The organism is Sphingobacterium sp. UBA1897 (genome assembly GCF_002337775.1).
Lineage (GTDB): Bacteria > Bacteroidota > Bacteroidia > Sphingobacteriales > Sphingobacteriaceae > Sphingobacterium > Sphingobacterium siyangense.
Map to the genome: position 1 here is coordinate 32,406 of NZ_DDGR01000022.1, position 15,273 is coordinate 47,678.

At 38.4% G+C, this 15,273-nt stretch carries 12 protein-coding genes; 7 read left to right on the forward strand and 5 right to left on the reverse strand.

Going from position 1 to position 15,273, the window contains the following annotated elements:
- Positions 1 to 62 precede the first annotated feature (62 nt).
- The 3 genes from B4N43_RS12775 to B4N43_RS12785 all read right to left on the reverse strand — a co-directional run bounded on the left by B4N43_RS12775 (position 63) and on the right by B4N43_RS12785 (position 2,547).
- The gene (locus B4N43_RS12775; RefSeq protein ID WP_075992744.1) at positions 63 to 1,475 is read right to left on the reverse strand and encodes an alkaline phosphatase; all 1,413 of its coding nucleotides are present in this window, start codon (positions 1,473 to 1,475) and stop codon (positions 63 to 65) included.
- Positions 1,476 to 1,566: 91 nt separating this feature from the next.
- Positions 1,567 to 2,220, reverse strand: coding sequence for an NAD(P)H-binding protein (locus B4N43_RS12780; protein ID WP_083663642.1), 654 nt, complete (start codon positions 2,218 to 2,220; stop codon positions 1,567 to 1,569).
- An 84-nt stretch (positions 2,221 to 2,304) separates the two neighbouring features.
- A complete protein-coding gene (locus B4N43_RS12785; RefSeq protein ID WP_286735117.1) occupies positions 2,305 to 2,547 on the reverse strand; it encodes a hypothetical protein in 243 nt (80 codons plus the stop codon).
- A gap of 208 nt (positions 2,548 to 2,755) precedes the next feature.
- On the opposite strand from B4N43_RS12785, the gene B4N43_RS12790 reads away from it, so the two are divergent.
- Positions 2,756 to 2,941: a hypothetical protein gene (locus B4N43_RS12790; protein ID WP_046673540.1), complete on the forward strand. Its 186-nt coding sequence runs from the start codon at positions 2,756 to 2,758 to the stop codon at positions 2,939 to 2,941.
- Between the two features lie 52 nt (positions 2,942 to 2,993).
- Here the strand turns inward: B4N43_RS12790 and B4N43_RS12795 are convergent, their stop codons facing one another.
- Positions 2,994 to 3,446 carry an Lrp/AsnC family transcriptional regulator gene (locus B4N43_RS12795; RefSeq protein ID WP_075992742.1) on the reverse strand — a complete coding sequence of 151 codons (453 nt, stop codon included), beginning with the start codon at positions 3,444 to 3,446 and terminating at the stop codon, positions 2,994 to 2,996.
- Between the two features lie 122 nt (positions 3,447 to 3,568).
- On the opposite strand from B4N43_RS12795, the gene rocD reads away from it, so the two are divergent.
- The 6 genes from rocD (at position 3,569) to B4N43_RS12825 (ending at position 13,111) form a co-directional block, all read left to right on the forward strand.
- Positions 3,569 to 4,828: an ornithine--oxo-acid transaminase gene (rocD, locus tag B4N43_RS12800; RefSeq protein ID WP_075992741.1), complete on the forward strand. Its 1,260-nt coding sequence runs from the start codon at positions 3,569 to 3,571 to the stop codon at positions 4,826 to 4,828.
- Between the two features lie 3 nt (positions 4,829 to 4,831).
- The gene (locus tag B4N43_RS12805; RefSeq protein ID WP_159726582.1) at positions 4,832 to 5,797 is read left to right on the forward strand and encodes an arginase; all 966 of its coding nucleotides are present in this window, start codon (positions 4,832 to 4,834) and stop codon (positions 5,795 to 5,797) included.
- A gap of 201 nt (positions 5,798 to 5,998) precedes the next feature.
- Positions 5,999 to 7,621, forward strand: coding sequence for a tetratricopeptide repeat protein (locus B4N43_RS12810; protein ID WP_248931736.1), 1,623 nt, complete (start codon positions 5,999 to 6,001; stop codon positions 7,619 to 7,621).
- Between the two features lie 206 nt (positions 7,622 to 7,827).
- Entirely contained in the window at positions 7,828 to 10,614 is a 2,787-nt protein-coding gene (locus B4N43_RS12815; RefSeq protein WP_286735120.1) for a TonB-dependent receptor, read from the forward strand.
- A gap of 150 nt (positions 10,615 to 10,764) precedes the next feature.
- The gene (locus B4N43_RS12820) at positions 10,765 to 12,027 is read left to right on the forward strand and encodes a right-handed parallel beta-helix repeat-containing protein (RefSeq protein WP_286735123.1); all 1,263 of its coding nucleotides are present in this window, start codon (positions 10,765 to 10,767) and stop codon (positions 12,025 to 12,027) included.
- Between the two features lie 13 nt (positions 12,028 to 12,040).
- Positions 12,041 to 13,111 (forward strand): phytase, encoded by a 1,071-nt coding sequence (locus B4N43_RS12825; protein ID WP_286735126.1) that lies wholly within the window; start codon positions 12,041 to 12,043, stop codon positions 13,109 to 13,111.
- A gap of 97 nt (positions 13,112 to 13,208) precedes the next feature.
- On the opposite strand, the gene B4N43_RS12830 is transcribed toward B4N43_RS12825, so the two are convergent.
- On the reverse strand, positions 13,209 to 15,236 hold the full coding sequence (locus B4N43_RS12830; protein WP_286735129.1) for a PAS domain-containing sensor histidine kinase: 2,028 nt from the start codon (positions 15,234 to 15,236) through the stop codon (positions 13,209 to 13,211).
- Positions 15,237 to 15,273 lie beyond the last annotated feature (37 nt).

The window sequence follows — 15,273 nt, forward strand, 5'->3', positions numbered from 1 at the left end:
TTCGATTCCGATAAGAGGCTCATAAAAAAGATCCCCAAGATTTCTTGAGGATCTTTTTTTGTTTAGTCCAAACTAAGTTGTGCTGCTGTAGCGATTTTCTTTGGTATATCTGTGTTATCCATTTTCTGACTGAATTGCTCGGAGCCAACTCCGATCGCATATACCGGTGCATAGGCGGCCGAATGGTTGTTAGAGGCCCAGCTTATTGATCCCATCCGATTTAAGATTGAAATACTCAATGCGGCTATTTTGTCGTCGCTTGCGTAAAGGCTTTTTGCGGTTTCATTGTGGTGATCGACAAAGCTTTTTTGATAGGCAGCTTCTAAAGCATTACGATCAGTTTCATGGATTGTAATTTTGGAAAATAAACCAGTTTGAGCAGCAATGAGATTCTTGAGATCGTCCCATGTTGCATTTGGATTATTCTTACGAAGGTTGCCAATTGCGTTCGAAAGTTCTGCATGCGAGATTTTTTGGTGTGACAAGAATTTTGTTTTCAGCGAAGAACTTCCATTACCGACACCTAATCCTCCTGTTTCATGGTCCGCCGTAACGACTATAAGTGTTTCATTTGGGAATTTTTTATAAAAATCATAGGCGAGTTGTACGGAGGCATTGAAATCCAATACTTCCTGGATCGTTGTAGCCGCATCATTTGCATGGCATGCCCAATCAATTTTTCCACCTTCAATCATTAAAAAGAAACCATTTGTATTGTTTTTATGCAGTGAAGTGATAGCTGCAGATGTGATATCTGCCAATTTTAAATCATTTGGCTTTTGGTCTATGGCATATTTAAGGGCATCTATAGGACTGCCATCTGAATTCATCAATATGATCTTATCTGATTTATTTGGTAGTTGTGCATAAGCATCTTTTCCTTTAAGCACTTTATAGCCGGCTTTTTCTAATATGGGGAAAAGCGATGGCGCCTTTTTATGATCAAATGTTGTTTCGGGTTTGAGAAAATTGGATCCGCCAAAAAAATCAAAATTGGAAGTGACAATTTCTTTACCGATTTCATAATACATGTCGCGGTCTGCTTGGTGCGCATAAAATGAAGCCGGGGTAGCGTGGTCTATGCTGACGCTTGTAATAATACCGACTTTCTTTCCTTTTTGCTTTGCGGCATAAGCTATACTCTTATAGGGGACAGTTCCTGTACTATCCATACCGATAACGCCATTTTTGGTTTTTTTTCCAACGGCTAATGCGGTACCTCCAGCGCCTGAGTCCGTTACGCCATTGGAGAGTGAATGTGTGGAGGCAAATCCAACATGAGGAAATTGGGTAAACACAAGTGGGATGGGATTATCTTTATGCTGTACTTCAGCTTGATGAATTTCGGTGAGATTAACCTGGTTGAGGCCCATGCCATCACCAATTAAATAAAAGATGTATTTTGCTTCTTGGCCAAAAGAGGGGAAAACATGTACAAAAACGAGGAGAAACAGAAATAAAACGTGTTTTTTCATTTGAATGGTTGTTATTTTAAAAAAACACAAATTACAACCTTAGGATTAGCTTACTGTTAATTCAATATTATGAATTGTTTTTTTACTTGTTTCAACTGGTTTCTGCTGCTAATTTCTGGATATCTTTCACGGTTACTGTATGGATACCTGTTTTGTAGTGATTGATCGCCTGTAACATTGCCATAGCAACTTGTCCTACTGAAAGAGGCTCGTATGTTTTGAATAATCCTATTGTATTAAAGATACGAAGGGCAGCTATAGCTGTTTTTTCACCCAAGCGATCTGTATTTGGTCGGATTAGTCCTCCAGGCTGGAAAATAATAAGCCGATTGAAATCAAGTGCCTTAACATCCTGTTCAAGGCTTCCTTTCATGCGGTTATAAAAAATTTTTGATGCAGGATCCGCAAGAACAGCCGATAATAAGAGAAAGGTAGGAAAACCATTTTTTTTAGCCAATGCCGCAAATTGCAAATTAAGATCATGATCTATTTTCCATTGTGCATCTTTACTGCCTGCGTCTTTTAATGTGGTGCCAAGGCAGGAAATTGCGACATTGCCCTGTATCACTTGCTCAAAATCCGTTAGATTTTCGAAATCTACGATAACCTGTTTCAATTTAATGTGCTCCTCAAACGAGACACGTCTTAAAAGCACTACGATTTCCGTAATTTCCTTAGATTTTAACATCAATTGAACGAGCGCCCTTCCTGTAGCGCCAGAACCGCCTATTAAAACTACCTTCATTATTTCCTTACTTCTTTTCTTTACTAATTATCTTGTATTAATTGCTTTACTGAGCGTTATTTGCCGAGATGATTGAGCATGCAATTAATCTTTATAATTAGGCTTGCCAGGAGTAAAGCGAACAATAGATTGATCCAATCGGAGGGTGTCTGCGACGGTAATCAAGTCTTCTTCGACGATAAAATTTTGATCAATAGCGGTTTTTATTGTCGTAAAATCCTCTTGATCGGCGTCCTGAAAATAGAGGAGGGATTGAATAGTAGATACAGCCACCAGTTCGAGTAATTCGTCTTCACCTCCGTATCCAACGTAGAAAAAATCTGCCATAACAATGATATTTGATGTTATACGAATATACTTTTTTTCTTTTTAAAATTTGTCAATTAGCGCGAGAACTTATTAAATTGTGATAAAGGCTATGTCAAAAAGTTGTTGAAATTTGAGTTTCTTTTAGACAGATGTGGGTAGCCATCGTAAAATACATTATATTTGATATAGTCATTTTAAAGATAATTAACAATAAGTTTTGATAACGATGGATAAAGAGCAGATACAAAATTGGTTGGACAATGGATATGACATACTTCATCATGGAAGACCTGTGAAAGTTGAAGGTGATTTGTGGGATTATATCGATGGATTGGGAAGTTATGAAAATGTGTATGTTTTGCGCGAATTGATCTATTGGACGGAAGAAGAGTTGGCAAATATCGGTAAATAACGTGGAGACCCTGAAAAATCATATTCAGGATCCCGTCGGTTGTTGCCTTGTTCTAGAATATAATATTTCGCTTGAAGGCACAGCCTAATTCAATAAGGGAATCTGTTTTTGCAATTCCTGGAATGCTATCGATTTTTTCATAAAGCAATTGTCGCATATGTTCGTGGTTCTTAGCAATAATTTTTACATATAGCGTGTAATTGCCCGTAATGTAATAGCATTCTGTAACTTCTGGTATTTTCTTAAGTTCTTCAATAATTCGGCTCGAGTCATGATCTTTTTCTAAACTTAGCCCTGTAAAAGCACCCCAATCATAGCCTAGCTTTTTTTCATTTAATACAGGCTTTATACCGGCCAGTATTCCTTGTTCTGTCAATCGGTTGATTCGTTGATGGATCATCGTATTGGATACGCCCATAGCTGTTGCTATTGCAGAGTAGGCCATTCGTCCATCTTCGTCTAAATATTTTAAAATTTGTAAATCAAAATCATCGATATTATTCATTGTAGAAAGTGGTTTAAAAGTTAATTTTAATATTTCTATGCTAATTTAGTGTTAAATTTTATTTTTCAGTCAATAAAAAAGTAAATATTGTATATTTGTTATTATTAGAAAAAATCTGAATTATGAGTACAGTAGCTAAACATGGTAAGGGCGAGATGTTCATTGCCAAAGAAGAAAAATATGGAGCGCACAATTACCATCCTCTTCCAGTCGTATTGGAAAGAGCTGAAGGAGTCATGGTGTGGGATGTTGATGGAAAATCTTATTTTGATTTCTTGTCTGCATATTCTGCTGTCAATCAGGGACACTGCCATCCGCGAATTATAGATGCTTTAAAAGAGCAAGCTGCGAAATTGACACTTACATCGAGAGCGTTTTATAATAATAAATTGGGCGATTTTGAAGAAATGCTTTGTCAGTTATTTGGGTTTGATAAGGCTTTGGTGATGAATTCGGGAGTTGAAGCGGTAGAAACGGCAATGAAGCTTTGTCGTAAATGGGCCTATCAGGTGAAAGGTGTAGCAGCCAATCAAGCGAAAATTGTTTTTGCCAAAGACAATTTCCATGGTAGGACAATCTCCGTTATATCGGCATCCAATGATCGTACTGCAACACATGAATTTGGTCCCTTTTTAGATGGCATAGTACTCGTTCCCTATAATGATGTTGATGCGCTAGAACAGTTATTCAAAGCAGATGAAAATATTGCTGGCTTTATTGTTGAGCCAATTCAGGGCGAAGCGGGTATTGTCGTTCCTGATGAGAATTATCTGATGCGTGTGAGACAGTTATGTACAAAATACAATGTATTGTTTATTGCAGACGAAATCCAAACCGGTATTGCTCGGACGGGAAGTATGTTGGCATCCTATGATATTGATGCTGCGCAGAGTCAAAGCAAACCAGATGTTCTGATTTTAGGGAAAGCGTTATCGGGAGGTGTATTGCCGGTATCGGCAGTGTTGGCAAATGATTCCATTATGTTGTGTATTAAACCGGGCGAACATGGTTCGACTTATGGTGGAAACCCGTTGGCCTGTGCAGTGGCTATGGAAGCGTTAAATGTTGTACGGGATGAAAATTTGACGCAACGGGCGTTTCAGATGGGGGCATTGTTTTTGGATGGATTGCGTCAGATTGCCGCTAAGTGCACGTTAATTACAGAAGTGCGAGGAAAGGGGCTCTTGACTGCCATTGTAATTGATGCGGATGAAGAAAGTGATTTGGCCTGGAATATCTGTCTCAAATTTAAAGAAAATGGACTTTTAGCGAAGCCTACACATGGTAACAAAATTCGATTGGCTCCGCCGCTGGTTATTACAAAAGAGCAAGTCGAGACTTGCTTAGGGATTATTGAGCGATCGTTGACTAATTTGAAATAGTGTATGGAGAAAATGATTGAATTGATCAAAAACAGATCGGATATAGGAGCAGGGACTAGGGGTTCAGATCTAGGCATCGACGCCATCGAGATAGCTGCAATTAATAAAGGAAGTCAATATTTCATTAACTATCCATTTGTTGATGTGCCGACTCGAAATAGCTCCATTTATCAGAATGATAATCATCCTTTTGCGAAACATATTCAGCAGATTTATGAACAATGCAAACAAGTAGCTTCCACCGTTGAAGATAGCTTATCTTCCGGCAATTTTCCATTGGTGTTTTCGGGGGATCATTCCTCCGCAATGGGGACGATCAGTGGTATAAAGTCCGCTTATCCCGATAAGCAACTCGGTGTAATCTGGGTAGATGCGCATGCCGATATTCATTCTCCGCACACAACACCCTCAGGCAATATGCATGGAATGCCTTTAGCGGCGATGTTGAATGAGGATAATTTGCCATGCAAAATCAATGAAATAGACGAATCGACACAAGAATTTTGGAATAAACTAAAACGAATAGCTGGCCCAGTAGGTAAAATACAATCCAATCATTTGATTTATTTTGGTGTAAGGGATACGGAAGAACCGGAAGATCTGGTCATTGAACGACTTGGCATTAAGAACTATCGTGTGGAAGATACGAGACAGCGGGGAATAACCGATTGTGTGGCTGAAGCATTGAAAATCCTAGAAGCATGTGATATGGTTTATATCTCTTTTGATGTAGATAGCATGGATAGTGAATTGATCTCGGATGGCACGGGAACACCAGTACCTAAGGGTTTTTTGCCAAGGGAGATTGTGTTGATTTTAGAAGAGATCATCCGATCTGGAAAGGTAATTTGTTTTGAAATTGTTGAAGTTAATCCGTTATTGGACAATAAAGGTAATAAAATGGCAGAGGTGGCATTTGATATATTAGAACGGATCACTCCGCTCATTGAATTGAAATCGGGTAATTAACCGGTTTTGGGATTGTCTATTTTCAAGCCCTTTTATTGATGTGTATCGTCAATAAAAGGGCTTTTTTAATAGTATATCGTTGAGCTTGGCGGATAAAAATAAGTCAGCCTTCCTTATGTTAAAACTCGTATTGCTTTATGTGATTTAATATTGTGTTAACATGTTTCATGTACATTTGCAATTCGATTATTTACGTTAAATATGAGGATTTCTGATAAAATTATTTTGTTTCTACTTTTTTTTATACAGCTTTTTTTGTGTCACCCGGGTACTGCGCAGGTTGAATCCTTTAAGGATATTAGAGGATTAAGTCAAAACCATCCTGATTCTGCAATTATGCTCGTCAAAAAACGTTATGCAAAAGCTGTTACGGATAAAGACTTATTATTACAAGCCAATTGTTTACAGGCGATTGGATGGTTATGTGTCAATCAGGGACATTATGGACAGGCGCAGGACTACTATTTTCAAGCCGATCGAATCTATACGCAATTAAATTCAAAACAGCATCTTGCTTCGAATTGGAGTGATATCGGGGAGCTCAATATTTTCAACAAACAACATGATGTAGCGAAAGTTTATTTTAACAAGGCGCTACATTCTTTCCGAACAGAGGGGGATAAAAATGGAGAGGCAGGTACATTAGGGAATATAGGTCATTTATTTGAAAAGGAAGCTAACTACGACTCCGCCTTTGTCTACCAGCATCTTGCTTTGTCCATTTATAGCAGTGCGGGTAATAAAAATGGAGAAGCCAAGATCCATGAAAATTTGGGCAGTATTTATGAAGATCTTGCAAGGTATGACAGCGCTTTTTTTCATTTTGAAAAAGCAAGTACCCTCTATACGGAAACAAAAGACAATTATGGAAAAATTGTGGTCATAAATAATATGGGCGATATTTTTAGAAAGACCAATAAATATCCAGAAAGTATCAAACTCACGCAATTGGCCTATCAGATGGCGGAAAATTTGGGTGATGTGTATCAAATGGCTGCTACGACAAAAGATTTGAGTAGAACATACGCCTTGCGTGGCCAAATGGATAGCGCATATTTTTATGCCGAAAAGAGCCGTAAGCTGGTGCTTGAACTGTATAGCGTAGATGGTGCTCGACATACCGCTTTTTTTCAGGCGCTCTACGATATGAATCAAAAAGCTGAGGAGATTGAAAAATTGCAGGTAACAAAAAGAATTAACTTAATCATGCTGTGGGGAACAATCGTGGTTTTAATTTTGTTAATTGTATTATCCTATGTATTGCATAGTCGTCAGAAAATTAAGATCAAAAATCAGATTACTGAATCGCGAAAACAGGAGGCCGAACGTGAGTTGACTGAAGTAGCCCTTAAAAACCAGTTGCTTGAAGATAAGCAGCTCAAACAGGAGCTGTCGATCAAGCAGAAAGAATTGACATCCCATACCTTAAATCTAATCCGTAACAATCAATTTTTGGAAGAACTTCGTGATGAATTAAAGGGAATGGTTAAGGACGAACGCAGGGATCAAAAACGACAAATGCAGAAGTTGGTGTTGCAGATCAATGAAAATATCACACAGGGCATCCATTGGAAAGAATTTATGGGAACTTTCGAAAAGGTGCATCACAGCTTTTTTGAAAAACTTATTCAACGATTTCCAGATTTGACGGCCGCAGATATGCGATTAATAGCATTGCTTAAAATAAATTTGAATAATATCGAGATTGCCGTCCTATTGGGCATATCACAAGATAGCCTTCGTGTTGCCAGACATCGATTGCGAAAAAAATTAAGATTGGAACAAGGAGATGATCTAGCGGGTTATCTCGTTGGTATTTCATAATTTTTTAACACAGGAGTAATAGAATGTTAATGGCGTGTAATTTGTTTTTAAGTTGCTGTTTGATAGTGTTTTAGATCTATCTGTTTCCTTGCTGTATAGTGCTCTTTTTACCTTGTTTCCTTGTTGTAACGCTAGATATTTTGTGTGATTAAAATTGGCTGCCATCTTTGCGACAACAATCAAAGATTCATAATAATCTAAGCAAAATGAAAAACTTTTTAACGGTATTACTTGCCTCCAGTATTTCGGTCAGCGCTGCTTATGCGACCAAAATCAAAGGTAAGGTATTGGATGGTCAAACTGGTGAAGCTATTGCTGGTGCAACAGTATTCTTGGAACAGCGTGGGCTATCGACCAAAACACAATTGGATGGTTCGTTTGAATTCAAAGGATTATCTGCAGGTGTGGATAGGGTTCATATCAAGCATATGGCCTATGCCGAATTAATTAAAGAAATCGAAATTCAAATAGAAAATACTCCTCATTTTATTTTTCAGCTGACGTCTACCGAACAGACATTAATGGAAGTAACCATAAAAGGACGCCGGAATGGGGGGGATGATGATCCTAGTGCAAGGCGTTTGGAAAAGAATGCGTCACAAATTATGAATGTTGTTTCGGCGCGTGCAATAGAGATTTCTCCGGATATCACCGTTGCGAATGTTGTACAGCGTGTTTCGGGTGTATCTATAGAAAGAAATTCGAATGGCGAGGGACAATATGCTATTCTGAGGGGGATGGACAAACGTTACAATACCACTTTAGTGAATGGTGTAAAGGTTCCAAGTCCGGATAATAAATACCGTTATGTGCCTTTGGATTTATTTCCTTCAGATATGTTGGAACGCTTAGAAGTCTACAAGTCGCTAACACCAAATATGGAAGCCGATGCGGTGGGTGGAGTTGTCAATATGGTTATGAAATCGGCACCGACTAAATTATTGCTGCAGGCAAATTTGGCAACAGGTTACAGTCAACGTTATTTTAATCGTGATTTTGGAAGCTTTTCAACAGGCGGAACTTCGGCAAAATCTCCCTACGAACTGAATGGGAAGAATTACAATGCAACCGCTGCTGATTTTAATAAGGGTGCGTTAGATTACACCTATAAAAAACCCCTTCCAGACCTTGTCGGCAATCTGACAATAGGAAATCGGTATTTGGATGATAAATTGGGCGTTATTTTGGGCGCGAGCTATCAAAATTTACATCGAGGTAGTCGTTCTATTTTCTACAAATCGGCTGTCGTTGGCGTAAATCCCAATGCAGTAATTACTGAGCAGAGCGATCGTCAATATGATGAACAGCAACAACGCTTAGGTTTGCATAACAAGATCGACTATCGATTTAATCCAAATCATCGGATTAGCTTTTATCAAATGTATGTGAATTTAAATAACATGCAATTGCGTGATGCTGTAAATACGATATATAATGGCCAGTATGATCCCAGTATTGGTAAAGCCGAACTGACCTATGTGACAAGAAGCCGAAAAACACAGCAACAGATCTACAATGGTACGCTACAGGGGGATCATCATTTTTTAGATAATCGTCTGAATGTCCGTTGGTCAGGTGTGCTTTCTTCAGCGCGCAATCAATTGCCACAAAATACGATGATCAGTTTGGATGGAGTAGAAGAAAATTTTGAACGTAAAAGGACTTCTCTCGTGAATAAATCTCCTGTAACCTATCGTTGGGAGCGGAATACCGATAATGATCATGCAGGCTATTGGGATGTAGCTTATAAAGTTCCAATGGAAAACAGTAAGCTGGAGCTATCGACCGGAGGTTTGTATCGTGATAAACAGCGTAGTAGTTTTTACAATAACTACAACTTATCACCAGCTTCGGCAGAAGAGGCAAAGTATAAATACGGCGTGGATTTTCAGCGCTATACCGATCTCACTTTGACTGTTACCAATCCTACTGGAGCTGTCGCAAATCCATTAACTTACGACGCCGGTGAGAAGACAACAGCATTGTATGGCATGTTCAATTATGAGAATGACAAATGGCAGATGATCGGAGGGATCCGGATGGAGCATACCAATCAGAATTATAAATTATTGTTTCCTGCAGGAGAAAAAAGACCAGAAGGATCTCAAATTTATACAGAGTGGCTGCCAAGTTTGACCATGAAATATCATTTGGACGAAAAACAACAGCTTCATGCGGCCTATTATCGAGCGTTAAACCGACCTGGATTTTATGAAATTGTACCCTCAAGTGTGGTTAATGAAGAGTTTTTAGAAAAAGGAAACCCAGATTTAAAACATGCCTTAGCAGATAACTTCGATTTAAGGTATGAATTATTCCCTGAAGCTTCCTCTCAATTTCTTGTGGGTATGTTTTACAAGAAAATCAAAAACCCAATTGAATATACCTTTCAACCGGATGAGGTTCGTAAGCAGGATGTATACTACACCCCCGGTAATTTTGGTAACGCCAACAACTTTGGTCTCGAGGTTGATTATATCAAGTATATCCAAAAATTTGGTGTTAAGGCCAATTATACCTATACACATTCACGTATAACGACCGCCAAGATGTCACGTCGAATCAATGAAACCACACAGGACCCTGAAGCGATTATCGTGGATCAAACGAGGCCGCTATATGGGCAAGCTGCACATGTGGCCAATCTATCACTACTTTACAAAGATGCTAATAATGGCTGGGAAGGACAGCTAGCTGGATCTTATACCGGCTCACGAATCAATACAGTGTCGCAATTTTTGAACGATGATTTATGGCAAAAAGGATTTGTTCAGTTAGATGCTTCTATTGAGAAGAAATTTAAAGCTGGCTGGGCCATTTTTGCCAAAGCTAACAACATCTTGAATACACCAATGGAATTGTATGTGAAAGGAACAAATCCCGAAAATGAGAAAATCGCCGAAAAGCTTGTCGAAGGCGGAAATACATTGATTAGAAAGGATTTATATGGACAGAACTATATCCTTGGTTTACGTTATTCGTTTAGTAAATAATAGACCCGCGTAAAACAGGGCATGTTTTAATCTGAACATGTGCGACGTGAAATAACAACAGTTTGTTTCGGTGAAGCTTTCACTTTTTTGGAAAGCCAATGTTTTGGATAAGTGAAATCTGCTTCATCATTAAAAATTAAATATATACAGATGAAAAATAAATGTATTTTATCGTTTCTAGCGTTTTTTATTGTGGTGCTAAGTGCCTGTGAAAAAGCAAATATAGATGTTGATACTTCTGATGCTGATGGAAGTGCTATAGGTGAGGTATCCGGTGTGTGGAGCAAAGGGAGTGTGCAGCATATCAAGGGAGATATTATTATTCCCGAAGGTAAGAGCCTGACGATTGAGGAAGGTGTAACCGTATTGATGGATTCCGTCAATAAGCCTGAAATTGTTGTTTTGGGTAATTTGTATGCACTCGGTACAGTCGAAAATCCTGTAAAGTTTACGGTTGAAGATGGGTATAAGACGAAGACGAATGAATTTGGCAAGTTATGGGGAGGAATTTTAGCCGCTCCAAGTTGCCAGGAACTTGTTTTGGACAATACCGTCATTGAATATGGCGGTGCAATTACATCGGATGCGTCGACTTCTGTAAAAATGGGCTTGTATAAAAAAGTGTCTGGTGAAGCTTTGCCAGCTTTGTGGTTCTCAAATCCAGACGGAAAGCTAGTTGTTCAAAATAGTACTGTAAGTCATTTTCACGAAGACTGTACATATATTGAAGGAGGAAAAATCATTTTCGCTAACAATCGTTTCTTTTCTAATGGGGTGACAGGTGGAGAAGCGATGAATTTCAAATCAGGATGTCTTGCAGATGTTGCTTATAACCTCGTGTATAGTGTAAATACCAATGCATTAAAACTATCCAACTCTGGAGACCGTACACCTCAGGCTTATATTATTGTTTATAATAATACCATGCTCAATACAGGGTGGCGCAGACCGACTGCCAAAGGAGGCTCCATATGGTTAGAAGCGTCTGTCAGAGCAGAAATTTATAATAATCTTTTTGCCAATACACGGTTTGGAGTCAAGCGTGATCCTAAAAAACCAGAAGATAGCCGTTCTGTGTCAGGTAATAATTGGTATTATGGTTACGGTCAATTGACTGTAGATCAGTTTCAGGTCGGTAAAAATGATATTGTAGGCGGTAGTAATGATGTTAGAGGTAAAGTTGCAGGGGAGAATAATCCTAAATTTGTTTCTTATCCTTTAGAAACATCAGTTGACAATTACGTATTTGATTCAAGCTGGGATTTTCATCTTCAGGGGAATTCACCTGCATTAAAGGCCGGTACTTTGGCTTTTAAACCCCATTTTACGAGCGGCCTGGTGATGTCAAACGGCCTAACATATAATTCTCCTCAGCCTGCAGCTTATGTTGGGGCATTTGGTTCCAAATTCTAATTTACTTCATATAATGACAAATTTAAAAACAATACTAACACTAACTTTGGGAGCATCAACCCTGCTTCAAATAGCATGCAAAAATGCGCAAACAAATACGGTAAACTCAGTTAAACCTGTTATTGTGACCGATGCTGTACGCTATGATTCGGATGATCCTGCAATTTGGATCAATAAGAACGATCCGAGCAAGAGTCTGATTATAGCAACGGATAAAGATGCCGATGGAGCTTTATTCGTGTACGATTTACAGGGTAAAACGGTCAAAGAAAAAGTGGTTTCCAATTTAAAACGGCCAAACAATGTCGATGTAGCTTACGGTTTGGTATTGGAGGGGAAACCTGTTGATATCGCTGTCACAACAGAGCGTATGACCCATAAATTGCGTATTTTTTCACTACCTGACATGAAGCCGATCGATCAAGGAGGATTAGATATGTTTGTTGGTGAAACTGAACCTGAATTTAGGGATCTGATGGGGATTGCCCTATATACTTCTCCAAAAGGAGAGATCTATGCTATTGTTGGGCGAAAAAATGGACCAAAAGAAGGCTATTTGGGACAATATTTATTGGAAGATAATGGTTCTGGTTCAGTAAAAGCTACATTGGTTCGTAAATTTGGTTCATTTAGTGGAAAGAAAGAGATTGAGGCAATAGCGGTGGACAATGAGCTTGGATATATTTACTATTCGGACGAACAGGTTGGCGTAAAACAATACTATGCGGATCCAGCAAAGGGAAACCAACAGTTGGCATTATTTGCTACAGCAGGTTTTAAAGAAGATCATGAAGGTATTTCGATTTATAAAGTAACCGACAGTACTGGATATATCTTGGTGTCGGACCAGGGTGCAAATCGTTTTCAGGTTTTTAGTCGGGAAGGAACCAAAAGCAATCCTTTCGAACATAAATATCTGAAGACTGTGCCGGTTATGGCAACACAAAGTGATGGTTCAGAAACTACCTCTTTTAATTTAAATGAAACCTTCAAACATGGCTTGTTTGTTGTTATGAGTGACGATAAAACATTCCATTATTATCGATGGGAAGATATTGCCGGAGCCGATTTGAAAAAGAAATAGGTGACGAATTCATATTTCAGCAACAGTTGTGATTTGATTCGCAACTGTTGCTTTTTTTGCTATCGGAAATTTTATTGGTGGTAATTAGCGCTGTTATTTATACACTGACCGGAATTTTAAACCAAAAGGTTGACCCTTGGCCGATCTGGCTGTCGACACCAATTTCTCCTTGATGTTTTTGAATAATTTCTTTGCAAATAAACAGTCCTATGCCAAATCCCGAAGCATAACGATCCGCATCGTCATTTACACGATAGAATTTATTGAATATTTGTTTCTGATCCTTATGATTGATGCCTTTTCCTTGGTCTTTGATCTCGACTTCAAAATAACCTGAATGTATGGCCACATGCATGGTAATTGTTGAATTACTGGGCGAATATTTAATGGCATTATCCATGAAGTTGATTAACACTTGTTCGATTTTATCACGATCGGCGATAATCTCCAAATTCGAATCTATTGCTCCTGAATAATGAATGAAGTGCTTTACAGATTTTAAAGAATAGATATTTTGAATATAATCGAGTAAAGAACAAACGTTAAATGTCTTTTTGCGAAGTACTAACTTACCCTCATTTAATTGAGTAACATTTAAAAAGCCGTCGATTAAACCGCGCATGCGCGTTGCTTGCTCATTAGATTGGTGGAGATATTGCATGCGCTTCTCGCTGCTCAGTGTACCTTCTTTGGCTTGTAGTAATTGGATATAGGCAATGAGTGAGGTTAAAGGTGTTTTGAGTTCATGACTTGCGATACTAATAAAGTCTAGTTTTTTCCTTTCTTCTTCCTTGTCATTGGTGCTGTCTATTATAGCGCCGTAGATCATGTGTCTTGTCGTATCCGATTCCAATTGACTTCCGCCTATTGACCTTAACCATTTTATCTTACCCGTTTTTTTATCTTTTATTTCACATTGACAATCAAAAGGGGATTGTTTGAGCGTTACTTCTTGAAAAACATGATGAATGATGTTTCTATACTGAGGCAGAATTTGGTCGAAAAAGTCGGATTCTTTTATGTTGTCATACTGATCGAAGCCAAATAATTCACGGCAACGATCATTGAGTTCCATTTTCTTGGTTTCCATGTCAATAGAAAAGATACCGATGCCGGCGGCTTCTACGATCATTCTAAACTGTTGATCTCTTTTGGCGATAAGTTGATTAATAGCTTCAAGTTTTTCATGCTCTTGATGCTGGATGGTAATATCTATAGCGGTGCCTGCAAACCATTCGGGTTGTTGGTCTTGGTCAAAGTATACTCTTCCTTTACAGTGCAACCACCGTAATTGAAGATCTTGTGCTCCAATGGTTCTAAATTGTACGTCATATACACCTTTGTTTTGGTAAGTCAGTGATTTTTTGACTTCTTGATCGATTCTATTCCTATCTTCTGGATGAATATATTTTAGCACCTCATTGTATGGAACATATTCACCTTTCGCAAAACCAAAGAGTTCTCGAGTCCGTTCATCCCAATTGACCATATAATTTTTACAATTTAAATTCCATGTACCCATCTCAGCAGACTGTAAGGCAAAATGGTAATGTTCTTCACTTTCTATGATTTTCTTGAGTGCATCCTTAAGCTTTTCATTGAGATCTTCGGTATGTTTAGGTGATAAGGTGTAATTATTCGTAGGGATTTTGTAGGGGGTTCCTGCTACTGTATACTTTTGAGTTAATAAATCTTGTAGCAGTTTTCGTTCAATGGTGTTTTTTTCTTGCGTTTGTGGGGTGTCGTCTTCATTTTCAGGTATCAGTCTAATTTGATTAAATATGGCATAAATTTCACCCTTTTCATTGATGAGCGGATGATATTCAAACGTGTGCGTATATCGGAGTGAAGACTGTTGTTCGGTTTTGAGTTTGATCTTTATCTTGTCGATCAGCTGCGTATTTTCATTTCCCCAAACGTTTTTCAAGAGGGGGATATAAGACGTTAATTCTTCTTGTTGAAGACAATTCTCAAGATATTGCCCAATCGCACTGTGATCACAATTCCACAATTTTAACATGTTAGTGCTTGCATAAGAAATACGGAGATCTGCGCTATCATAAATTGCGCAAGCATCCAATGAAGAAGAGAGAACGGCTAAAATATCTTTATCTGAACAAATCATAACATATCAAAAATTAAGTGTTGATTAAAGCGATATC

Bases quoted from the DNA above. Each gene is read 5' to 3' on its own strand.
- rocD (WP_075992741.1), top strand. From the start codon at position 3,569: ATGAGTACAGTAGCTAAACATGGTAAGGGCGAGATGTTCATTGCCAAA.
- B4N43_RS12825 (WP_286735126.1), top strand. From the start codon at position 12,041: ATGACAAATTTAAAAACAATACTAACACTAACTTTGGGAGCATCAACC.
- B4N43_RS12820 (WP_286735123.1), top strand. From the start codon at position 10,765: ATGAAAAATAAATGTATTTTATCGTTTCTAGCGTTTTTTATTGTGGTG.
- B4N43_RS12815 (WP_286735120.1), top strand. From the start codon at position 7,828: ATGAAAAACTTTTTAACGGTATTACTTGCCTCCAGTATTTCGGTCAGC.
- B4N43_RS12785 (WP_286735117.1), bottom strand. From the start codon at position 2,547: ATGGCAGATTTTTTCTACGTTGGATACGGAGGTGAAGACGAATTACTC.
- B4N43_RS12780 (WP_083663642.1), bottom strand. From the start codon at position 2,220: ATGAAGGTAGTTTTAATAGGCGGTTCTGGCGCTACAGGAAGGGCGCTC.
- B4N43_RS12775 (WP_075992744.1), bottom strand. From the start codon at position 1,475: ATGAAAAAACACGTTTTATTTCTGTTTCTCCTCGTTTTTGTACATGTT.
- B4N43_RS12810 (WP_248931736.1), top strand. From the start codon at position 5,999: ATGAGGATTTCTGATAAAATTATTTTGTTTCTACTTTTTTTTATACAG.
- B4N43_RS12795 (WP_075992742.1), bottom strand. From the start codon at position 3,446: ATGAATAATATCGATGATTTTGATTTACAAATTTTAAAATATTTAGAC.
- B4N43_RS12830 (WP_286735129.1), bottom strand. From the start codon at position 15,236: ATGATTTGTTCAGATAAAGATATTTTAGCCGTTCTCTCTTCTTCATTG.
- B4N43_RS12790 (WP_046673540.1), top strand. From the start codon at position 2,756: ATGGATAAAGAGCAGATACAAAATTGGTTGGACAATGGATATGACATA.
- B4N43_RS12805 (WP_159726582.1), top strand. From the start codon at position 4,832: ATGGAGAAAATGATTGAATTGATCAAAAACAGATCGGATATAGGAGCA.